The following is a 21,389-nucleotide window of genomic DNA, read 5'->3' on the forward strand; positions in this document are numbered from 1 at the left end:
GCGGTGATTCCTCCCCGGGCGGTCCGGGTACCCCGCGGGCATGTCACGCAGCCGAGGAAAAGTCGAAGTCGCGACCCGCGTCGCCCTGGACACCCCCGGCGACCTGGCCGAGCACTACACGCCGGGCGTCGCGGACCAGGCGAAGCGGGTCGGCGACGATCCGTCCCTCCTCGCGCGGGAGACGGTCAAGGGCAACTCGGTCGCCATCGTGTCCGACGGGTCCGCGCTGCTCGGGCTCGGCGACCGGGGCCCGGCCGCCGCGCTGCCCGTGATGGAGGGCAAGGCGGCGCTGCTCAAGCGCTTCGCCGACGTCGACGCCTGGCCGATCTGCCCGGTGAGCCGTGAACCCGACGACCTCGTCCGCACCGTCAAGGACCTGGCGACGTCGTTCGGCGCGATCAACCTCGAGGACATCGCCGCGCCGCGGTGCTTCACCGTCGAGCGGCGGCTGCACGACGAGCTCGACATCCCGGTGTTCCACGACGACCAGCACGGCACCGCGGTCGTCGTGCTCGGCGCGCTGCACAACGCGCTGAAGCTGACCGGCCGCGACCCCGGGAGCACGTCGGTCGTCGTCGCCGGCGCGGGGGCGGCGGGCAGCGCGATCGCGCGGCTGCTGCTGCGCGCGGGCTACCGCTCCGACGGCGTCGTCGTCTGCGACAGCGAAGGCGTCCTGCACCCGGACCGGGACCTGGTGGGGGAGAAGCACTGGCTGGCGGAGAACACCAACTCGTCGCACGCCACCGGGAGCGTCCAGGACGTGCTGCGGGGCGCGGACGTGTTCGTCGGCGTGAGCGCGGGCGGCCTCCTCGACCCCGGCGACCTCGCGGGGATGGCGGACCGCGCGATCGTCTTCGCGCTGGCCAACCCCGACCCGGAGGTCGATCCCGAGGCGGCGGGCAAGCACGCGGAGATCGTCGCCACCGGTCGGAGCGACTTCCCCAACCAGATCAACAACGTGCTGGCGTTCCCCGGGATGTTCCGCGGGCTGCTCGACTCCGGCGCCCCGCGGGTGACGGGCGAGATGCTCCTGGCGGCGGCGCACGCGCTGGCGGACGTGGTCGGCGACGACCTGGACGCCGGGCACATCGTGCCGAGCGTGTTCGACGAGGCACTGGTGCCGGCGATGGCGGAGGCGGTCGCCGGCGCGGCGCGGGCGGCCGGCTAGTCCACTGTGGACCCGGCCGCCGGCTTTCCGTCCTGAGTGGACTGGGCGGCCGTCTCGGCGCGGGCGATGTGCCACGCGACCAGCGCGCCGGCTCCGACCGTGCCCCACAGCACGAGCGCGGCGTCGCGGGCGAACAGGCCGACGACGAGCATGACCACCGCGGTGACGTCGCACAGCACCAGCAGCAGGCTCCACCGCTTGGCCTCGCGCAGGGTGCGGCCGGTGAAGGCGGCCGCGAACACGGGGTCGCTCGCCTGCAGCTCCGCCTCGATTTCGCGCAACGCGTGGCGCTCTCGCTCCGGCAGCATGATGGCCTCCTCGCCTCGGCTACCGCAGGGATACCCCCTCCCACCGCGTCCGAAGCGGCACTTTCTCGTGAAAGTGCCGCTAGTGGTTGTCGCGGGGGATGCCTTTCGTCGCCGCGATCCGCTGGTACGCCACCGCCGGGCGCAGCACCATGCCGTCGCAGAGCTGGTCGACCATCGACCGCTGGATCTCCTGCCACGGCGTCTGCGCGTCCGGGACCGGGTACCCGCCCGCCTCGGCCAGCTCCTTGTGGCGCAGCGCGAGCTCTTCGCCGGGGATCAGGACGTCGGCGGTGCCGGCGGCGAGGTCGATCCGCACCCGGTCGCCGGTCCGCAGCACCGCGAGCCCGCCACCCGCGGCGGCTTCGGGCGAGGCGTTGAGGATGGACGGCGAACCGGACGTACCGGACTGGCGGCCGTCGCCGAGGCACGGCAGTTCGTGGATCCCGCGCTTGATCAGGTCCGCCGGTGGCCGCATGTTGACGACTTCGGCCGAGCCCGGGTAGCCGAGCGGGCCGGTGCCGCGCATGACGAGCAGCGAGTGCTCGTCGACGCCGAGGTCCGGGTCGTCGATGCGGGCGTGGTAGTCCTCGGGGCCGTCGAACACGACGGCGGTGCCCTCGTAGACGCCGCCGGCCAGGTAGCGGCGGCGGAACTCGGGGGAGATCACGCTGGACTTCATGATCGCGGCGTCGAAGAGGTTGCCCTTGAGGACCAGGAACCCGGCGTCTTCGGTGAGGGCGGTGCCGAAGGTGCGGATGACGTCGCGGTCGCCGGCTTCGGCGTCGCGGCAGTTGTCGCCGAGCGTGCGGCCGTTGACCGTCGGTGCGTCTTCGTGGATCAGGTCGTGGCGCATCAGCTCGTGCACGACGGCGGGGACGCCGCCCGCGCGGTGGAACTCCTCGCCGAGGTACTTGCCCGCCGGCTGGAGGTCGACGAGCAGCGGGACGGCGTGACCGAGGCGCTGCCAGTCGTCGAGGAGCAGGTCGACGCCGACGTGCCGGGCGATCGCGCCGATGTGGATGGGCGCGTTGGTCGAGCCGCCGATCGCCGAGCTGACGACGATGGCGTTCTCGAACGCCTCGCGCGTCAGGATGTCCGACGGCTTGAGGTCCTCGCGCACCATCTCGACGATCCTCAGCCCCGTGCGGTAGGCCATCCGCGCCCGGTCGCGGTGCGGGGCGGGGATGGCGGCGCAGCCGGGCAGGCTCATCCCGAGCGCCTCGGCGAGGGCGTTCATGGTCGAAGCGGTGCCCATGGTGTTGCAGTGCCCGGGTGAAGGGGCGGAGGAGGCGACGAGCTCCATGAACCCGGCGTCGTCGATCTCCCCGGCGGCGAGCAGTTCGCGGGCCTTCCAGACGATGGTCCCCGAGCCGGTGCGCTCGCCGTTGTGCCAGCCGTTGAGCATGGGGCCGCCGGACAGCACGATGGCCGGCAGGTCGACGGTCGCGGCGGCCATCAGGCAGGCGGGCGTGGTCTTGTCGCAGCCGGTGGTGAGGACGACGCCGTCGATGGGGTAGCCGTAGAGGGTCTCGACGAGCCCGAGGTAGGCGAGGTTCCGGTCCAGGGCGGCGGTCGGGCGCTTGCCGGTCTCTTGGATGGGGTGGACCGGGAACTCGATGGCGATGCCGCCGGCTTCCCGGATGCCTTCTCGGGTGCGGTCGGCGAGTTGGAGGTGGTGCCGGTTGCAGGGGGAGAGGTCGGAGCCGGTCTGCGCTATGCCGATGATCGGTTTTCCCGACTGGAGTTCTTCGCGGGTCAGGCCCCAGTTCATGTAGCGCTCTAGGTAGAGGGCCGTCATTCCCGGGTCGGCGGGGTTGTTGAACCAAGCTTCGCTGCGCAGTCCCATGCTGGCCAGTTTGGCAACGGGGGCGGCGGAATGCACGCCTCTGTGCCCGCTCGGCTTGCATTGCCTTCCCAGCCTTGGCGCACCTGTGCCGAGCCCGGCCGCGGCTCTGTCGAGCCTTGCTGCGTTTGTCCCCAGCTCTGCCGAGCCTTGCCGCGCTTGCTGCGCTCGTGCTGAGCCCCGCTGGGCCTCTGCCTAGCCCTGCTGCGCCTGTCCCCAGCCCGGCCGCGCCTCTGCCGAGCCTTGCCGCGCCCGTCCCCAGCTCTCCCGAGCCTTGCCGCGCCTGTCCTCAGCCAGTCGCGCCTTTACTCAGCCCTGCCGTGTCGGTGCCCAGCCTGCCGCGTCTTCGCCGAGCCCTGCCGCGTCTGTGCCCGGCTTGCCGCGCCTGTGCCCCGCCCCGTCGCGCCTGTACCCGGCTTGCCGCGCCTGTGCCCCGCCCCCGTCGCGCCTGTGCCCCGCCCTGCCGCGCCTGTGCCCCGCCCTGCCGCGTCTCGGTAGGCGGGTTCCTAAAAGCCCTTCCGGCACCCCGAAGCTGTCATTGTGACTACGGCCGGCAACACCGCGTCAAGGCGGGAAAGATGCCTTGACCCGGCGTTGCCGGCCGTGTTCTGGCTTCGGATCGGGGTGCGGGGGAGTCTGGGTTCTCGTCCGTGGCCGTTCTCGAGTTCCCCTTGCGTCTCGAGGTTGGCGTGGGCGGGCTGCGAAGGCGGCCGGCGGGCGGCGGGCGCAGAGCCGGGCCGGCGGTGGGGAGCCGGGCCGGCGGTGGGGAGCCGACCCGGCCGAGTGGTGTCGCGAATGGCGCATTGGGGGCGTCAGATGTCCCGAATGAGGCATTGGCGACCCTCGGGGCGGGCGCGAGACGGCCGAGCGGCCGGGCCCGGATCCCTCGGGCCCGGCCGCACCCCTCACCCACCCGGGCGGGCCACCCGCGCCGGTGGCCCGCTCGGCGTGTCAGCCCAGGCCGTTCAACCCGATCACCCGGGAGTACCACTGCGCGCTGCGCTTCAGCGTTCGGACCTGGGTCTTGTAGTCCACGTGGACCAGGCCGAACCGCTTTGCGTACCCTTCCGCCCACTCGAAGTTGTCCAGCAACGACCAGTAGAAGTAGCCGCGCAGGTCCACCCCGGCCTCCAGCGCGTCGTGCGCCGCTCGCAGGTGGGAGTCCAGGAACGCCACCCGGTCGGTGTCGACGATGTCGCCGCCGTCCGCCACCACGTCCGGGTACGCCGCTCCGTTCTCCGTGATGTACAGCGGCACCCTGCGGTAGCCGCGGTGGACCTGCAGCAGCGACTCCGTCAACCCCGCCGGCTGGACCTCCCAGCCGGAGTCCGTGCGCGGGGCCGCCGGGTCCGGGACGAAGTGGACGTCGCCCGCTCCCACCCACTCCGGGCCCGCCGGCTCGCTGCCCGGCACCGGGCGGCCCGCCACGCGGTAGTCGCGGTAGTAGTTCACGCCCAGCCAGTCGACGTGCGCCGCGATGATCGCCGCGTCCTCCTGGCGGACCACGTCGCCGAGGCCGAACGGGGCCAGGTCGGTCACCAGGTCGTCCGGGTAGCCGCCGCGCAGGACCGGGTCGAGGAACAGGCGGTTCTGCAGGCCGTCGATGCGCCGGGCCGCGGCTACGTCGGTGACGTTCGCCGGGTCGTGCGGGGCGACCGGGTACAGGTTGAGCGTGATTCCCGCCGGTACCCCGGGGGCGTGGCGGCGGATGATGTCCATCGCCAGCCCGTGGCCCAGCAGCAGGTGGTGCGTGGCGGCGACGGCGGCCGGGTGGTCGGTGCGGCCGGGCGCGTGGATGCCGCCCGCGTAGCCGAGCATCGCCGCGCACCACGGCTCGTTCAGCGTCGACCAGCTGGCGACGCGGTCGCCGAGCCGGGCCAGCACCGTCTCGGTGTACTCGGCGAACCTGTACGCCGTGTCCCGGTTGGTCCAGCCGCCCTTTTCCTCGAGCGTCTGGGGCAGGTCCCAGTGGTAGAGCGTCGCCCACGGCTGGATGCCGGCCTCCAGGAGGCAGTCGACCAGCCGGTCGTAGAACGCGAGCCCGGCGGCGTTCGGCGCGCCGCCGTCCGGCCGGACGCGGGGCCAGGCCAGCGAGAAGCGGTACGCGCCGAGGCCGAGCCGGCGCATCAGGTCGACGTCTTCGCCGTACCGGCGGTAGTGGTCGGCCGCCGGGTCGCCGGTGTCGCCGCCCACGACCGCACCCGGACGGCGCGCGAAGACGTCCCAGACCGAGTCGGTGCGACCGTCGGCCGTGGTGGCCCCTTCCACCTGGAACGCCGCGGTGGCGGCGCCCCAGACGAACCCGGGCGGGAACATCAACGCGGTCTCCGCCCGGACGTCCTCCGACCGAACGCTGTCGGGATGTACGGACATGTTCACCCTTTCACGGCACCTTGCATGATCCCGGCCACGATCTGGCGGCCGAGGAGGACGAAGACGATGAGGATCGGGATGGTGGCCAGGGTCGTACCGGCCAGCACCAGCGAGTAGTCGACGTAGTAGCCGCTCTGCAGCTTCTCCAGCGCCACCTGGACGGTCGGGTTGCCCGCGTCCAGCACCACCAGCGGCCACAGGAAGTCGTTCCAGGACATCATGAACGTGAACATCGCGAGGATCGCCGCGGCCGGCCGGACCGCGGGCATGCAGACGTTCCAGAAGATCCGGATCATGCTGCAGCCGTCGACGCGCGCGGCCTCGATCAGCTCGTACGGCAGTGCGTCCACTGTGTACTGCCGCATCCAGAACACGCCGAACGCGGTGACCAGGTTGGGCACGATCACCGCCGTCAGGCTGCCCGTCCAGCCCAGTTCGGACATCGCGATGAACAGCGGGATGATGCCCAGCTGCGTGGGCACCGCGAGCGTGACAACGATGAACACGAACAGCTTGTTGCGCCCGCGGAACCGCAGTTTCGCGAAGGCGAACCCGGCCAGCGAGGAGAACAGCACGGTCGTCAGCGTCACCGTGCCGGACACGATGACGCTGTTGGCCAGCGCCTTCCAGAACGGCACGGTGTCGAACACGCGCGCGGCGTTGGCGAAGAAGTTGCCGCCGGGTACGAACGGCGGGATGCGTTCGGTGAGCATCCCGTTGTCGCGGCTGGCCACCAGGAACGACCAGTAGAACGGGAACAGCGAGCCGAGCACGAAGATCGCCAGCACGACGTAGGTCGCCTTGCGTGGCTTGCCGAGCGTGGCGACCTTCTGTCGCAGTCTTGTATTGCTACCGTCACTCTGGACAGTCGTCATTTCTTCTTCACCGCCTGGGGACGCGCGATCCGGCCGGTGAGGAAGAAGTTCACCAGCGCGATGAGCACGATGATCACGAACAGCACCCAGGCGATCGCCGAGGCGTAACCGAGGTCGGCGTTCTGGAACGCCGTCTGGTAGAGGTACAGCGTCACGGTCTGGAACTGGTTGGTGGAGCCGCCGTTGTTCGACCCGGGCATGGCGTCGAACAGCTTCGGCTCGGTGAAGATCTGCAGGCCGCCGATCGTCGAGGTGATGGTGACGAAGACGAGCGTCGGCCGGAGCAACGGCAGGGTGACGTTCCAGAAGCGGCGCCACGTGCCGGCGCCGTCGATCAGCGCCGCCTCGTGCAGTTCCTTCGGGATGGCCTGCATGGCCGCCAGCACGATCAGGGCGTTGTACCCGGTCCAGCGCCAGTTGACCATGATCGCGATGGCGACGTGGCTGCCGAACCGGCTGGCCTGCCAGTCGACCGGGTCGAGCCCGATGGTCTGGAGCACGCCGTTGATCAGCCCGTACTTGGGGCCGAACAGGTTCGCGAAGATGATGCCGATCGCGACGAGGCTGGCCGCGTACGGCAGCAGGATGCCGACCCGCCAGCCCGTCGCGCCGCGCAGCCGGGCCCCGAGCAGCGCCGCCAGCAGTACCGCGATGATCAGCTGCGGCACGCTGGAGAGCAGGAAGATGCTGATCGTGTTGGTCAGCGCGTTCCAGAACTGCGTGTCGGCGAAGAGCTCCTTGAAGTTGTCGAGGCCGATGAAGTCGGGGTCGTCGCTCCCGGCTTCCCACTTGAACAGCGAGACGTACGCGGTGTACAGCAGCGGGAACAGCCCGACGATCCCGAAGAGGATGAAGAACGGCGCGATGTAGAGGTACGGCGAGACCTTGACGTCCCACCGGCTCAACCGGTGACGGAAGGTGGGCCGGGGAGACGTGCGCTCCCCGGCCTTACTCCCTTCCGGCGCGACCTTGTCGAGGACGGTCATCGGTTCAGCGCGTGATCTTCTTCGCGGCTTCGACCATCTGGTTCCAGCCGTCCGCCGCCGACTTGCCCTGTTCGACCGCCTGCAGGGCCGGGCTCGACGCGTTCTCCTGGATCTGGCCGTCACCGGGGCCCTTGTACTGCGGCTTCTGCACCTTCTTGGCCTGCTCGGCGAACAGCTCGCCGACCTTCGTGCCGCCGAAGTAGTCGTCGGTCTTGCTCAGCAGCGCCGGGTCCGACAGCGCCTTGACCTGGCTCGGGAAGGTGCCCTTGGCCTGGAACGCCTTGATCTGCTGCTCCGGCGCGGTCAGCCACGCGGCCAGCTCGGCGGCTTCCTTCGGGTGCTTCGACTGCGTCGGCACGGTCAGGTACGAGCCGCCCCAGTTGCCGCCGCCGCCGGGGAAGGCCGCGGTGACCGCCCACTTGCCGGCGTTCTCCGGGCCGGCCTGCTCCTTGATGACGCCGAGCATCCACGCCGGGCACACCTTCGTGGCGAACGCGCCCTGCTTGAAGCCGGTGTTCCACTCGTTGCTGAACGCGGTGAGCTTGGCCGACTCGCCCTTGGCGACCGCGTCGGTGACCTTGGTCCAGGCGTCCTTGATGCCCTGGTTGCTCTCGACGGCGAGCTTGTCGTCGGAGCCGATGTAGCCCTGGGGGAGCTGGTTGACCATGGCGTTGAAGTTCTGCGAGGCCGAGTCGAACCAGGCCTTCTTGGTCTTGGCGGAGTAGTCGGCGCCGGCCTGGAAGTAGCTGTCCCAGGTGGCGAACAGCGGCTTCACGGCCTCGGGGTCGTCCGGCAGGCCGGCGGCCTTGAACAGGTCCTTGCGGTAGCACATGGCGAGCGGGCCGATGTCGGTGCCGTAGCCGATGAGCTTGCCGTCCTTGGTCTTGGCGGCGTCGTACTTCCAGTTCAGCCAGCGGTCGGGAGAGGCGTCGGCCGGGCCGATCTTGCTCAGGTCGTTGAACTTCGAGCCCTTGTCGAGGAAGTCCGAGAGGTGACCCTCTTCGAGTGCGGTCACGTCCGCGAGGCCGGACCCGGCGGCCAGCTTGGTGACGAGTTCCTCGTGGTACGGGCCGCCCTGGCCGGTCTTGCGGTGGGTGATCTTGATGTTCGGGTGCAGCCGCTCGTACTCCGGGATGAGTGCCTCGTAGCCGAACTCGGTGAACGTCGCCAGCGTCAGGTCCACGTGCTCGTTCGGGCCCGCCGCCGGCGGGGTGCTGCTGTCACCGCCGCTGCCACAGGCCGAGGCGCCGAGCGCCGTCATCGTGATGCCCAGTGCGAGGACCAGGCCGTTCCGGATCGTTCTCACGTGTTCAACCACCTTGTTGACGGGAATGAGCGCTCTCACTGCTGGGAGCCCGACTGGGAGCGCTCCCAGGTGTCGCAGAGTCTGCTGGGGGCCTTCACCGGTGTCAAGGGGTCGTAACCGGAGCGTTTCCTGCGAGGAGCGCTCCCGGACGGGTGAGGGCGTGAACGTTAAGCTGAGGCGGTCAGGGTGGTAGCGGGTGATTGAGGGCGGTGCCGTGGGGCCTCGAGCAGGGGATGAAGAACGGCCGACGCTGGAGGACGTCGCGGCGTTCGCCGGCGTGTCGCGGTCGACGGCGTCGCGCGCGTTGAACGACGACGCGTACGTCAGCGCGGCGGCGCGCGAGAAGGTCCTCGCCGCGGCGCGCGACCTGGGCTACTCCCCGAACCAGGCGGCTCGCTCCCTGGTCACGCGCCGGACCGGGGCTGTCGCGGTGGTGCTGTCGGAGCCGGAGTCCCGGCTGCTCGACGACCCGTACCGGGCCGCCGTCATGCGGGCCGGCTACCGGGAGCTCGCCGACGTCGGCCGCCAGATGGTGCTCATCTTCAGCGACATCCGCGAGGACCTGAGCCGGACGGTCCGCTTCCTCGAAGGCGGCCACGTCGACGGCGCGCTGGTGTTCGCGCCGCACCGGGCCGACCCGCTGCCCAAGGCGCTGCGGCTGCTGCGCATCCCGGTGGTGTTCGGCGGGCAGGCGGCCGGCATCCGGCGCGGCGTCCACGTCGTCGACTTCGACAACGAGGGCGGCGCCCGGCTGGCCGTCGAGCACCTGGTCGCGGCCGGGCGGCGGCGGATCGCCACGATCGCCGGCCCGCAGGACCAGAGCGCCCCGATCGACCGGCTCGCCGGCTGGCGCAAGACCCTGCTCGACGCCGGGCTCGACCCCGCCGACCTGGCCGAAGAAGCCGACTTCACGCTGTCCGGCGGCGCGACCGCGATGTCCGCGCTGCTGAGCCGCCACCCCGACCTGGACGCGGTGTTCGTCGCCAGCGACATGATGGCGGTGGGCGCGCTGCGGACGCTGGACTCGGCGGGCCGCCGCATCCCCGACGACGTCGCGGTGGTCAGCTTCGACGACAACGCGACGCTGGCCCCGGCGATGGACCCGCCGCTGACGTCGGTCCACCAGGACCCGCGCGAGCAGGTCCACGAGATGGTCGAGACGCTGATGCAGCTGCTCGACGACCAGGGCCTCAAGCCGCGGCAGCACATCCTCCCGGTCTCGCTGGCGGTCCGCGCCTCGAGCTGACCCGCCGGGCTGAAGGGCACCTTCGTCGCATCTGATGCGACGAAGGTGCCCTTCAGTGCGTCACGCGTACTGAAGGTGCCCTTCAGCTGCCCGTTCAGATCTACGCGTTCGGCGCTAAACGCCGTTTCCGCGACACTCCCCGTGACCACCGCGCTGGGCCGTTCGAGTGACGGGCCGACCATCGGCGGCGGCTGTTCAGGAGTGTTCAGCGGGTCCTCGTTCGCCGGGTGCGCCGATGTGACGTTCGCGGCCGCGGTGTTTTTCTGACTCGATTCTTTACATCCAGGTTTCCGGCTGGCTACCGTCTGCGCCTGGAAGCGCTCCCAGATCGCTGGCTCCCTACGGACAAAGGAGTTCCGCAGCCATGCGTTCCTCTCCCCGATGGCGCCCCGCGCGCCGAACGCGCTGGTTACGCGGCCGCGCGCTGGCCCTGGCTTCGGCCGCGGTCGCGTTCGCCGCCACGCTGGTCGTCCCCTCCTCGGCGCTCGCCGCCGACGTCGCCTGTTCCGTCACCTACACCACCAACGACTGGGACACCGGGTTCACCGCCAACGTCTCGCTGCGCAACGACGGCGCGCCGCTCGACAGCTGGCAGGTCGGCTGGACCTTCCTGGACGGCCAGAAGGTCCAGCAGGGCTGGAGCGCCACCTTCGCCCAGACCGGCGCCGCGGTCACCGCCACGAACCTCTCCTACAACGGCCACCTCGGCACCGGCGCGAGCACGAGCTTCGGCTTCAACGGCTCGAAGGGCTCCGCCAACCGCCCACCGGCCGACTTCTCCGTCAACGGCACCGCGTGCACCGGCGCCAACAAGGCACCCACGGTCACCCTGACCTCGCCCACGTCGACCGGCACGTACTACGCACCGGCGACGGTCCCGCTAGCCGCGACGGCCGCCGACACCGACGGCACGATCGCCAAGGTCGAGTTCTACGCCGGCGACACGCTGCTGGCCACCGACACGGCCGCGCCGTTCGAAGGCAGCTGGGGCAACGTCCCGGCCGGGACGTACTCGATCACGGCCAAGGCCTACGACAACAAGAACGCGTCGGCGACGTCGAGCCCGGTCAGCGTGAAGGTGCTGTCCGGCCCCACGATCGTCGCCGCGCCGGCCACGGCCCAGGTCAAGCAGGGCGGCACGGCGACGTTCGCCGTCAGCCTCGCCGGTGCGCCCACCGCGCCGGTCACGGTCGCCGTCGCCCGGACGGCGGGCAGCACCGACCTCACCGCCACCCCCGCGAGCCTCACCTTCTCGACGACGAACTGGAACACCCCGCAGAACGTCACGGTGAAGAGCGCCGACAACGGCGGAGAACTCGGCAGCGCGACCTTCACCGCGAGCAGCAGCGGGTACACCGCCGCGACGGTGACGGTCAACGAGATCTCGTCGTCCACTTCGGACTACCAGCTCGCGTTCCTGACCCAGTACAACAAGATCAAGGACCCGAACAACGGCTACTTCCGCAAGTTCGGCAGCATCCTGGTGCCCTACCACTCGATCGAGACGCTCATCGTCGAGGCCCCGGACCACGGGCACGAGACGACGTCGGAGGCGTTCAGCTACTACCTGTGGCTGGAGGCGTCCTACGGGCGGATCACCGGGGACTGGGCCCCGTTCAACCAGGCGTGGACGTCGATCGAGACGTACGCGATCCCGTCCGCGGCCGACCAGCCCGGCAACTCCGGCTACAACGCGAGCAAGCCGGCGACCTACGCGGCCGAGTACCCGAGCCCGAAGTCGTACCCGTCGCAGCTGCAGACCGGCGTCTCCGTCGGCGCCGACCCGATCGCGGCGGAGCTGAAGGCCGCCTACGGCTCGGCGGACGTCTACGGCATGCACTGGCTGCTCGACGTGGACAACATCTACAAGTTCGGCCACTGCGAGGACGGCACGAACACCGCGCCGGCGTTCATCAACACCTTCCAGCGCGGCTCGCAGGAGTCGGTCTGGGAGACGGTCACCCAGCCCAGCTGCGACGTCCTGAAGTTCGGCGGCAAGAACGGCTACCTCGACCTGTTCACCGGCGACACGTCGTACGCGAAGCAGTGGAAGTACACCAACGCGCCCGACGCGGACGCCCGCGCCGTGCAGGTGGCCTTCCAGGCCGAGAAGTGGGCTGCCGCGCAGGGCAAGAGCGCGGACATCGCCGCCGTCGTCAAGAAGGCGTCGAAGATGGGCGACTACCTGCGGTACTCGCTGTTCGACAAGTACTTCAAGAAGATCGGCAACTGCGTCGGCGCGTCCACCTGCGCGGCGGGCACCGGCAAGGACAGCGAGCACTACCTCGTCTCCTGGTACTACGCCTGGGGCGGCTCGATGGACCCGGCCAGCGCCTGGGCGTGGCGGATCGGTGACGGCGCGGCCCACCAGGGCTACCAGAACCCCTTGGCCGCGTACGCACTTTCGGCGGACCCGGGCCTGAAGGTCACCTCGGCCACCGGCGCCCAGGACTGGGCCACCAGCCTCGGCAGGCAGATGGAGTTCCTGCAATGGCTGCAGTCGTCCGAAGGCGGTCTCGCCGGCGGCGCGACCAACAGCTGGGACGGCCAGTACGGCACCCCGCCGTCGGGTACGCCGACGTTCTACGGGATGTTCTACGACTGGCAGCCGGTCTGGCACGACCCGCCGAGCAACCAGTGGTTCGGGTTCCAGACGTGGGGCATGGAGCGGATCGCCGAGTACTACCAGGCGACCAATGATGCCCGCGCGAAGAAGATCCTCGACAAGTGGGTCCCGTGGGCGATCGCGGGCACCACGGTCGGCGCCGGCGGGAGCTTCCAGATCCCATCCGACCTGACCTGGAGCGGCGCGCCGGACACCTGGAACGCCACCAGCCCCGGCTCGAACACCGGCCTGCACGTCACGGTGAAGAACTACAGCAACGACGTCGGTGTCGCGGCGTCGCTGGCCAAGACGCTGCTCTACTACGCGGCCGGCTCGAGCAACGCGCAGGCCAAGACCGTGGGGGAGCAGCTGCTCACGGCCCTGTCGGCCAACACCGACACCAAGGGCATCGCGGTGCCGGAGACCCGGGCGGACTACAACCGGTTCGACGATGCCTACAACGCCACCACCGACCAGGGCCTGTACGTCCCGAGCGGCTGGACCGGCACGATGCCGAACGGCGACGCGATCAACTCGAGCTCGACGTTCACCTCGATCCGCTCCTTCTACAAGAGCGACCCGCAGTGGCCGAAGGTCCAGTCCTACCTGGACGGTGGCGCCGCGCCGACGTTCACCTACCACCGGTTCTGGGCGCAGTCGGAGATCGCCACGGCGTTCGCCGCGCACGTCGCCCTGTTCGGCTGAAAGGCACTCGATGAAGCGACTGCTCGCCTTCGCGGTCGCCGCACTGGCCGGGGCCGCCGTACTCACGGCGTCCCCGGCCACCGCGGCCCCCGCCCCGGCACTTTCACGTGAAAGTGCCCACCTGGGAGCGGCACTTTCACGTGAAAGTGCCGCCCTGGCCGGCACCGGCACGGGATACTGGCACGCGTCGGGCTCCCAGCTCGTCGACGCCACCGGCACGCCGGTGCGGATGACCGGCATCAACTGGTTCGGTGCCGAGACCGGCAACTACTCGCCGCACGGCCTGTGGAGCCGGAACTACCGGGACATGCTCGACCAGATGGCGAGCCTCGGCTACAACACGCTGCGGCTGCCGTACTCGAACCAGTTGTTCGACGCCGGCTCGAAGCCGACCAGCATCGACGCCGTCCAGAACCCGGACCTGCAAGGGCTTTCCGGGCTGCAGGTGCTCGACAAGATCATCGCGTACGCCGGTACCAAGGGCATGCGCGTGATCCTCGACCGGCACCGGCCGGACTCCGGCGCGCAGTCCCCGCTCTGGTACACCAGCGCCTACCCCGAAAGCCGGTGGCTCTCGGACTGGACGATGCTCGCCCAGCACTACAAGGGCAACCCCACGGTGATCGGCGCCGACCTGCACAACGAACCGCACTCGATCCAGGGTGGCGGCGGAGCGTGCTGGGGCTGCGGCGACACCGCGACCGACTGGCGCCTGGCCGCCGAACGCGGCGGCAACGCCGTCCTCGCGGCCAACCCCGACTGGCTGGTCATCGTCGAGGGCGTCGACTGCGTGAGCGGCACCGGCGATCCGCAGTGCGGCTGGTGGGGCGGCAACCTTTCCGGGGCCCGGCAGTTCCCCGTGCGCCTGTCCAAACCGGACAAGCTCGTCTACTCGGCGCACGAGTACGCGACGTCGGTGTTCGCGCAGCCGTGGTTCTCCGACCCGTCCTTCCCGGCGAACCTGCCGGCGTTGTGGGACCACTTCTTCGGCTACCTGCAGAAGCAGAACATCGCGCCGGTGCTGCTCGGCGAGTTCGGCAGCACGCTCGCCGACCCGCGCGACAAGACGTGGCTGCAGGAGCTGATGAAGTACGCCGGCACCGGCGCGACCGGGATGAGCTTCACGTACTGGTCGTGGAACCCCAACTCCGGGGACACCGGCGGCATCCTCAACGACGACTGGACGACGGTCAACCAGGCCAAGCAGGCCATCCTGCAGCCGTACCTGATCCCGCCCGTCGGCGGCGGGGGCGGGACGACCGACCCGCCGCCCGCGGTGAGCTGCGCGGTCGCCTACCACGTCGACAACACGTGGCAGGGCGGGTTCGTCGCCTCGGTGACGCTCAAGAACACCGGCACCTCGCCGCTCAAGACCTGGGCACTCGGCTGGACCGTGCCCTCCGGGGTGCAGATCACCGGCGGCTGGGGCGCGACGGTCACCCAGACCGGGCAGCAGGCGAGCGCCAAGGCGCCGTCCTGGGCGCCCGACCTCGCCGGCGGCGCCTCGACGTCGATCGGCTTCCAAGCGACCGGCGCTCCCGGGACACCGACCGGGTTCGCCGTCGGCGCCACACCGTGCACCGCTTGACCCGACAACACGAAGGAGCACACTCGATGAGGAGTGGATTCTGGTCCCCCAAGAGGAAAGTGCGGCTCGCCGCGGCTTCCTCGGTGACGGCCGCCGCGGTCGTCTCGGGGCTGCTGGTGGCCGGCGGCAGCCCGGCGGTCGCCGCGTCCGGCTGCAAAGTCACCTACGCGACCAACCTGTACGAGCCCGGGTTCACCGCGAACATCACGGTGACCAACCTGGGTGACCCGATCACGTCCGGCTGGGACCTCCAGTGGGACTTCGGTGGCAACCAGCAGGTCCAGCAGGGCTGGAGCGCCACGTTCACCCAGACCGGCAAGCACGTCAGCGCGAAGAACCCGTCGTGGGGCGCCACGCTGGGGACGAACGCGACCGCGAGCTTCGGGTTCAACGGTCAGTACTCGGGATCGAACGCCGCACCGACGTCGTTCACGCTCAACGGCGTCGTCTGCGACGGCAGCACGGGTGGCCCGTCCACCACGCCGACGACCCCCACGACGCCGACCACCCCGACGACGCCGACGACCCCGACGGGCCCGACCACGACGCCCCAGCCCGGGACGCACGTGGACAACCCGTACGCCGGCTCGAAGGGGTACGTGAACCCGGACTGGCAGGCGTCGGTGAACGCGGCCGCCGCGGCCAAGGGCGGCACGCTCGGCGCCCAGATGGCCAAGGTGGCCAACACCTCGACGGCGGTGTGGCTCGACCGGATCGCCGCGATCGAAGGCACGTCGAGCGCCCGCGGCCTGCGCGGCCACCTCGACGCGGCGTTGAGCCAGGCGAGCGGCGGCACGCCGGTGACCATCCAGATCGTCGTCTACGACCTGCCCAACCGCGACTGCGCGGCGCTGGCGTCCAACGGCGAGCTGACGGTCGCGCAGAACGGCCTGGCCCGGTACAAGAGCGAGTACATCGACCCGATCGCCTCGATCCTGTCCGACGCCAAGTACGCGCCGCTGCGGATCGTCGCGATCGTCGAGCCGGACTCGCTGCCCAACCTGATCACCAACACCGCGACGGCGAAGTGCGCCGAAGCGCAGTCGAGCGGGGCCTACACCCAGGGCATCCAGTACGCGCTGAACAAGCTCCACGCGATTTCGAACGTCTACAACTACCTCGACATCGCGCACTCGGCGTGGCTGGGCTGGGACAGCAACTTCGGCCCGTTCGTCAACCTGGTGAAGCAGACGCTGCAGGGCACGACGGCCGGGGTGAACAGCCTCGACGGCTTCATCAGCGACACGGCGAACTACACGCCGCTCACCGAGCCGAACCTGCCGGACCCGAACCTGAACGTCGGCGGGCAGCAGCTGAAGTCGGCGACGTTCTACCAGTGGAACCCGTACTTCGCCGAAGTCCCGTTCGCGACGGCTATGTACAACGCGTTCGTCTCCGCCGGCCTGCCGAGCGGGATCGGCATGCTGGTCGACACGTCACGCAACGGCTGGGGCGGCGCGGCCCGCCCGAGCGGCGCGTCGGGGTCCACTGTGGACAGCTACGTCAACTCCGGCCGGATCGACCGGCGGCTGCACCGCGGCAACTGGTGCAACCAGAGCGGAGCCGGGCTGGGCGTGCGGCCGACGGCGTCGCCCGCCGCGCACTTCGACGCCTACGTCTGGGTCAAGCCGCCGGGTGAGTCCGACGGCGCGAGCTCGCAGATCCCGAACGACGAAGGCAAGGGCTTCGACCGGATGTGCGACCCGACCTACCACGGCAGCGAGCAGGCCAACGGCGGCAACCTGACCGGCGCCCTGCCGAACTCGCCGCTGTCCGGCAAGTGGTTCCAGGCCCAGTTCGAAGAGCTGGTCCAGAACGCGTACCCGCCGGTGTCCTGAAAGAACTCCCGGGCCGGGCGGTGCCGCGCAGCCGCCGCCCGGCCCGGGTCTCCACCTACAGATCTTTGCGGAAGCTCAGCCGGTCCAGGCCCGGCCCGTCGTAGTCGGGCTGGACCGGCACCCCCTCGAACTCCTTCGGCCCTGGTTCGGTGACGAACCCCATCCGGGTGTGGAACGCGTGCGAATCCTTGTTCACCGGCGACGTGATCGCCCGTACCACCGACCGCCCGTTCTCGCGGCTGTAGGCGAAGAAGCGCTCGTACAGCGCCGCGCCGAGGCCCTTTCCGCGTTCGGCGGGGTCGACGCCGACGAAGTGGATGTAGCTTTCCGCCGGTCGCGACGGCGACAGGAAGCCGATCAGGAACGCGACGATCCGCTCGTCCGCGGTCACCAGGAAACTGCTGCCGGAGAAGTGCTGGAACATCAGCTTCGGCAGCAGCAGTGCCCGTTGCCGGCTGCCTTCGTCGCCGCCCAGGCCACCCCACCAGCGGTCGAGGACCGCGAGCACCGGCAGGTGGTCGTCCGGGGTGGGACGGCGGACGGGGTGGCCGAGCAGCGGCGGGAGTGTGGTCATACCGGCCACCCTGCCTGGTGCTCGGGCCCGGCACGACCGGATTTCGGGCCGGCGTCGGCTCGCCCGACGTCGCGAATGTCGCATTCGGGACCTCCCACGCCCCCAATGCGGCATTCGCGACCCGGCGGCCGGCGAGCGTCCGGCTCAGGGCACCACCTGGTGCACCCCGATCAGCACCTGCTGCCAGACGGCGGCCGGGTCGGCGCCGCGCTCGACCGACTTCAGCGCGGGCGCGACCACCGTCTCCTGGATCTTGCCGTCGCCCGGCCCCTTGTACTGCGGCTTCCCGACCTTCTGGGCCTGCGCGACGAAGACCTGCCCGCTCAGCGCGCCGCCGAAGTAGCCGTTCATCTCGCTGAGCAGGTCGGGCGAGGTGAAGGCGTCGACCTGGCTGGGGAAGGTCCCGCTCACCCGGAAGGCGTGCAGCTGCTGCTCGGGCGCGGTCAGCCAGGCGGCGAGCGCCGCGGCCTCCCGCTGGTGCGCGCCCGCGGCCGGGACCGTGAGGTAGGAGCCGCCCCAGTTGCCGCCGCCGTCCGGGAACGCGTCCGTGATCGCCCACTTGCCCGCGTTGCCGAGCCCCGCCTGCTGCTCGATGACGCCGAGCATCCACGCGGGACAGACCTTCGTCGCGAAAGCACCGGTGCGCAGGCCGTTGTTGCCGTCTTCGGCGAAGGCGGTGAGCCCGGCCGACTGCCCCTGCTTCACCGCGGTCGTCACCTGGTCCCACGCGGCTCGCAGGGCGGTGTTCGTCTCGAGCGTCGGGCGGTCGTCGCGGTCGAGGTAGCCGACCGGCAGCTGGTTGACCATCGCGTTGAAGTTCTGCGCCGCGGAGTCGAACCAGGCCTTGCCCTTGGAGCGTTTGACGTACTTTTCGCCGGCCGTGAAGTAACTGTCCCAAGTGGCGAACATCGTCTTGACCGAGCCCGGGTCGGTCGGCAGCCCGGCGGCCTCGAGCAGGTCCTTGCGGTAGCACATGGCCAGCGGGCCGATGTCCGTGCCGTAGCCGACGAGCTTGCCGTCCTTGCTGCGGCCGGCTTCGTACTTCCACTCGAGCCAGCGGCCGGGCTTGACCTCGGGCGGCCCGACCTTGGCCAGGTCGGCGAACTTCCCGGACTGCGCGAGGACGTCGGCGAGGTGGCCTTCCTCGACGGCCTGGACGTCCGCGAGCCCCTGTCCACTTCGGAGTTTGTCCAGCAGGTCCTGGTGGTACGGGCCGCCCTGCTCGGTCCGCACCTGGGTGATGGTGATCCCCGGGTGGGTGAACTCGTAACCGGGGATCAGGTCGTCGTAGCCGAACTCGCCGAACGTCGCGAGCGTCAGCGTGATCCGCTCGGGCGTCCCGGGGCCGCAGCCGCCGGTCAGGACGAGCAGAACCGATGCGACGGCGAAGGCCAGGCTTTTCCTCATGCGCACTCCTCACTCCCTCGTGATTGGGAGCGCTCCCGGACGGAGTCTCTGTTCCGGGTGCGGCGGGTGTCAAGAAGTGCGACGGCGGGTGTCCGCGCGGACACGGAAGGGGTGCGATGAAGCGGCCGACGATCACCGACATCGCCCGGGAGGCCGGCGTCTCCAAGGGCGCGGTGTCCTACGCGCTGAACGGCAGGCCGGGGGTTTCGGAGGAAACCCGCCACCGGATCACGCGCATCGCCCGCGAATTGGGGTGGTCGCCCAGCAGCGCGGCGCGCGCGTTGTCGGGAGGGCGCTCCGGGACGATCGGCCTGGTGCTCGACGGGCCGGCGGAGGTGTTCTTCCCGGCCCTGCTCGACGGATTCTCGCAGGAGCTGCTGCTGAGGGTGGCGACGGGCCCCGAGGCGGCGCTGGCGGTTTACCGCCGCTGGAAGGCGGAGCGGAAGGTGGACGGGGTGCTGCTGACGGGCCCGGACTGCGCGGGGGAGGTGGCGCGGATCGGTCTGCCGGCGGTGGTGCTGGGCGGACCGGGAGGGTTGCCCGAGGCGCCCTCGGTCCGGGTGGACGACACGGCGGGAGCGGCGGAGGCCCTGGAGTACCTGGCGGCTCTGGGGCACCGGCACGTGGTGAGGGTTCCGGGAGCGGCGGCGTTCGCGGACGCGGGGGAGAGGGGGGAGGCGTTCACGACGGTGGCCCGCCGTTTGGGGTTGGTGGGGGCACGGACCGCGGGCGGCCCGGGGTCGGCACAGTGCGGCGGTGGCCGGACCGGGGGTTCGGCGGCCGGCGTGCCGGGGCTCGGCGCCGCATCCCGCGGCGGCCCGGGTCTGGCGGGACCCTCGGCTGCCGAGGCCCAGGGCTTCGGTCTCGCGTACCACCGTAGTGCCAGGATTGCGCACCGCGGCGGCGTGGTGCAGGCCGGCGGCTGGGCCGACGATCCCTGGCGGCCTGGCGCCTGGACTGGCCCTGACCGCCATCGGCCCGCGCTGCCGACGGTCGTTGAGGGCAGTCCGATGTGGGCCGTCGAGCCGCCTCACCCCACCGAACCCTCGGCCGAAGCCCTCCGCCGGGTCCTCCTCTCCGACCCCCGCCCCACGGCCCTCCTCTGCGACACCGACTCCCTCGCCGTCGCCGCGCTCGTCGCCGCCACCGAACTCGGCCTCTCCGTGCCCCACGACCTCTCCGTCGTCTCCTGGGACGACTCCGACCTCTGCCGGCTCGTGCGGCCCGCCCTCTCCGCCGTTCGCCGGCCGCTGGCCGAACTCGGTGGGCTCGCCGCCTCGCTGCTGCGGGACCTCGTCGCCGGGGAGGACGTCGGGGATGTCTGCGCCTCGCGGCCGCGGCTCGTCACGCGCGGCAGCACCGGCCCCGTCCGGTGAACCCGGAACGGGGCCGGCGCCTCGACGCCTCAGCTGCCCTGGCAGGTCACCGACGGCTGGGCCGGGTTCGCCCCGGCCGCGTTCACCACCAACCCGAACGTGGTCGACCCGTCCGGGGCGACGCGGCCGTTCCAGTCGGCGTTGCGGACCGTCACCACCGATCCGGACTGGCTCAGCGTCCCGTTCCACATGCTGCCGACCGTCTGGCCCGACGGCAACGTCCAGCCCGCCTGCCAGCCGTTGTAGGCCGCGGTGCCGTGGTTCATCACCGTCACCGTCGCCTGGTAGCCGCCGCTCCAGGCGTTCGTCACCTCGTACATCGCCATGCACGAGCCGTCCGGGGGCGGCGGCGTGGTGGGCGTCGTGGGCGTGGTCGGCGGGGTGCCCGGGTCCTTCACCCCGGTGACTTCGCCGTGCCCGCCGTCGAACGTCACGTCCGAGCAGCCGTAGAACGTCTCCGCGCTGTCGGAGCGCTTCCACACCGAGTAGACGATGTGCCGCCCCGACTTGTTCGACGGCAGCGCGCCGGTCCACTTGTACTGCCCGTCGACCGTGCCGACCTGGCCGGTCACCGCCGGGTGGTCCACCGTCAGGAACGGCTGGTCCTCCAGCGAGTCCCAGGTCAGCGGCTTCGACGGGTCCCAGCCGTCCTTCGTCACGTACGTGTAGAACCAGCCCGGGTGCGCGGCCCACGCGTTGTACGAGAAGTCGAACGACGCCCCGGCCGTCAGGTGCGTCAGCGGCCAGTCGCCGACCTGGTCGAAACCGGCGTAGCCCGGGTTGCCGCCGGAGCACAGCTTGCCGTCCGGGATGAACCCGCGCGTGCGGCCGGCGCCGTCGGAGCGCAGCACGGCGAACCAGTTGTACAGCGAGTTGGCGCCGCTGGTGTTCACCGCGGCGGAACACGCCGGGTTCTGCGGGATGATCTGGCCGGTCGAGCTGAGCCCGTCCTGCCAGCACAGGAACGTCCGGCTGCCCGGTTTCATCATGGCGCCGTGCGCTTCGGCGGTGCCCGTGTTCAGCAGGACGGCGGTCAAGCTCGCCAGCAGCACGGTCACGGCGGCGAGGATCGTACTTCGTCTCCTGGTCACGTCAGTCCCTTCGTGGGTAGCGTGCGTCGAAGACTGGGAGCGCTCTCACGAGCAGGATACGCGGCGGTGGTCACTTCCGGAATATCCCGCGGTGACCGGG

The 21,389-nt window shown here is 70.7% G+C and carries 16 protein-coding genes; 7 read left to right on the forward strand and 9 right to left on the reverse strand.

Going from position 1 to position 21,389, the window contains the following annotated elements:
* Nucleotides 1-40 precede the first annotated feature (40 nt).
* Nucleotides 41-1,168: an NADP-dependent malic enzyme gene (locus ACIQWX_RS19780; RefSeq protein ID WP_400872687.1), complete on the forward strand. Its 1,128-nt coding sequence runs from the start codon at nt 41-43 to the stop codon at nt 1,166-1,168.
* On the opposite strand, the gene ACIQWX_RS19785 is transcribed toward ACIQWX_RS19780, so the two are convergent.
* From ACIQWX_RS19785 to ACIQWX_RS19810, 6 genes are all read right to left on the reverse strand, one after another.
* On the reverse strand, nt 1,165-1,476 hold the full coding sequence (locus tag ACIQWX_RS19785; RefSeq protein WP_400872689.1) for a DUF3040 domain-containing protein: 312 nt from the start codon (nt 1,474-1,476) through the stop codon (nt 1,165-1,167). The genes ACIQWX_RS19780 and ACIQWX_RS19785 overlap by 4 nt on opposite strands.
* Nucleotides 1,477-1,555: 79 nt before the next feature.
* The gene (locus ACIQWX_RS19790; RefSeq protein ID WP_400872692.1) at nt 1,556-3,322 is read right to left on the reverse strand and encodes an IlvD/Edd family dehydratase; all 1,767 of its coding nucleotides are present in this window, start codon (nt 3,320-3,322) and stop codon (nt 1,556-1,558) included.
* A 948-nt stretch (nt 3,323-4,270) separates the two neighbouring features.
* The gene (locus ACIQWX_RS19795; protein WP_400872695.1) at nt 4,271-5,692 is read right to left on the reverse strand and encodes a GH1 family beta-glucosidase; all 1,422 of its coding nucleotides are present in this window, start codon (nt 5,690-5,692) and stop codon (nt 4,271-4,273) included.
* A gap of 2 nt (nt 5,693-5,694) precedes the next feature.
* Nucleotides 5,695-6,567: a carbohydrate ABC transporter permease gene (locus tag ACIQWX_RS19800; protein WP_400872697.1), complete on the reverse strand. Its 873-nt coding sequence runs from the start codon at nt 6,565-6,567 to the stop codon at nt 5,695-5,697.
* Complete coding sequence (locus ACIQWX_RS19805) at nt 6,564-7,553, reverse strand: carbohydrate ABC transporter permease (RefSeq protein WP_400872700.1); 990 nt, start codon at nt 7,551-7,553, stop codon at nt 6,564-6,566. Before ACIQWX_RS19805 ends, ACIQWX_RS19800 begins: the two co-directional genes overlap by 4 nt.
* 4 nt (nt 7,554-7,557) lie before the next feature.
* On the reverse strand, nt 7,558-8,859 hold the full coding sequence (locus ACIQWX_RS19810; protein ID WP_400872703.1) for an extracellular solute-binding protein: 1,302 nt from the start codon (nt 8,857-8,859) through the stop codon (nt 7,558-7,560).
* A 250-nt stretch (nt 8,860-9,109) separates the two neighbouring features.
* On the opposite strand from ACIQWX_RS19810, the gene ACIQWX_RS19815 reads away from it, so the two are divergent.
* The 5 genes from ACIQWX_RS19815 (at nt 9,110) to ACIQWX_RS19835 (ending at nt 16,841) form a co-directional block, all read left to right on the forward strand.
* On the forward strand, nt 9,110-10,105 hold the full coding sequence (locus ACIQWX_RS19815; RefSeq protein WP_400875823.1) for a LacI family DNA-binding transcriptional regulator: 996 nt from the start codon (nt 9,110-9,112) through the stop codon (nt 10,103-10,105).
* 141 nt (nt 10,106-10,246) lie between these two features.
* Entirely contained in the window at nt 10,247-10,372 is a 126-nt protein-coding gene (locus ACIQWX_RS19820; RefSeq protein ID WP_400872706.1) for a hypothetical protein, read from the forward strand.
* A 97-nt stretch (nt 10,373-10,469) separates the two neighbouring features.
* On the forward strand, nt 10,470-13,415 hold the full coding sequence (locus ACIQWX_RS19825; RefSeq protein WP_400872708.1) for a glycoside hydrolase family 48 protein: 2,946 nt from the start codon (nt 10,470-10,472) through the stop codon (nt 13,413-13,415).
* A 10-nt stretch (nt 13,416-13,425) separates the two neighbouring features.
* Entirely contained in the window at nt 13,426-15,003 is a 1,578-nt protein-coding gene (locus tag ACIQWX_RS19830) for a cellulase family glycosylhydrolase (RefSeq protein WP_400872711.1), read from the forward strand.
* 26 nt (nt 15,004-15,029) lie between these two features.
* Nucleotides 15,030-16,841, forward strand: coding sequence for a glycoside hydrolase family 6 protein (locus ACIQWX_RS19835; protein ID WP_400872714.1), 1,812 nt, complete (start codon nt 15,030-15,032; stop codon nt 16,839-16,841).
* Nucleotides 16,842-16,896: 55 nt separating this feature from the next.
* On the opposite strand, the gene ACIQWX_RS19840 is transcribed toward ACIQWX_RS19835, so the two are convergent.
* A complete protein-coding gene (locus tag ACIQWX_RS19840; protein ID WP_400872717.1) occupies nt 16,897-17,415 on the reverse strand; it encodes a GNAT family N-acetyltransferase in 519 nt (172 codons plus the stop codon).
* 144 nt (nt 17,416-17,559) lie between these two features.
* Nucleotides 17,560-18,822, reverse strand: coding sequence for an ABC transporter substrate-binding protein (locus ACIQWX_RS19845; protein ID WP_400872720.1), 1,263 nt, complete (start codon nt 18,820-18,822; stop codon nt 17,560-17,562).
* A 116-nt stretch (nt 18,823-18,938) separates the two neighbouring features.
* On the opposite strand from ACIQWX_RS19845, the gene ACIQWX_RS19850 reads away from it, so the two are divergent.
* Nucleotides 18,939-20,198 (forward strand): substrate-binding domain-containing protein, encoded by a 1,260-nt coding sequence (locus ACIQWX_RS19850; protein WP_400872723.1) that lies wholly within the window; start codon nt 18,939-18,941, stop codon nt 20,196-20,198.
* Nucleotides 20,199-20,227: 29 nt separating this feature from the next.
* Here the strand turns inward: ACIQWX_RS19850 and ACIQWX_RS19855 are convergent, their stop codons facing one another.
* Nucleotides 20,228-21,256 carry a lytic polysaccharide monooxygenase gene (locus ACIQWX_RS19855; RefSeq protein ID WP_400872726.1) on the reverse strand — a complete coding sequence of 343 codons (1,029 nt, stop codon included), beginning with the start codon at nt 21,254-21,256 and terminating at the stop codon, nt 20,228-20,230.
* Between the last annotated feature and the right edge of the window lie 133 nt (nt 21,257-21,389).

Source organism: Amycolatopsis sp. NPDC098790, assembly GCF_044759945.1.
Lineage (GTDB): Bacteria > Actinomycetota > Actinomycetes > Mycobacteriales > Pseudonocardiaceae > Amycolatopsis.

Coding starts and splice junctions, on each gene's coding strand:
- ACIQWX_RS19800 (WP_400872697.1), bottom strand. CDS start 6,567: ATGACGACTGTCCAGAGTGACGGTAGCAATACAAGACTGCGACAGAAG.
- ACIQWX_RS19795 (WP_400872695.1), bottom strand. CDS start 5,692: ATGTCCGTACATCCCGACAGCGTTCGGTCGGAGGACGTCCGGGCGGAG.
- ACIQWX_RS19840 (WP_400872717.1), bottom strand. CDS start 17,415: ATGACCACACTCCCGCCGCTGCTCGGCCACCCCGTCCGCCGTCCCACC.
- ACIQWX_RS19830 (WP_400872711.1), top strand. CDS start 13,426: ATGAAGCGACTGCTCGCCTTCGCGGTCGCCGCACTGGCCGGGGCCGCC.
- ACIQWX_RS19785 (WP_400872689.1), bottom strand. CDS start 1,476: ATGCTGCCGGAGCGAGAGCGCCACGCGTTGCGCGAAATCGAGGCGGAG.
- ACIQWX_RS19850 (WP_400872723.1), top strand. CDS start 18,939: ATGAAGCGGCCGACGATCACCGACATCGCCCGGGAGGCCGGCGTCTCC.
- ACIQWX_RS19825 (WP_400872708.1), top strand. CDS start 10,470: ATGCGTTCCTCTCCCCGATGGCGCCCCGCGCGCCGAACGCGCTGGTTA.
- ACIQWX_RS19780 (WP_400872687.1), top strand. CDS start 41: ATGTCACGCAGCCGAGGAAAAGTCGAAGTCGCGACCCGCGTCGCCCTG.
- ACIQWX_RS19845 (WP_400872720.1), bottom strand. CDS start 18,822: ATGAGGAAAAGCCTGGCCTTCGCCGTCGCATCGGTTCTGCTCGTCCTG.
- ACIQWX_RS19835 (WP_400872714.1), top strand. CDS start 15,030: ATGAGGAGTGGATTCTGGTCCCCCAAGAGGAAAGTGCGGCTCGCCGCG.
- ACIQWX_RS19805 (WP_400872700.1), bottom strand. CDS start 7,553: ATGACCGTCCTCGACAAGGTCGCGCCGGAAGGGAGTAAGGCCGGGGAG.
- ACIQWX_RS19790 (WP_400872692.1), bottom strand. CDS start 3,322: ATGGGACTGCGCAGCGAAGCTTGGTTCAACAACCCCGCCGACCCGGGA.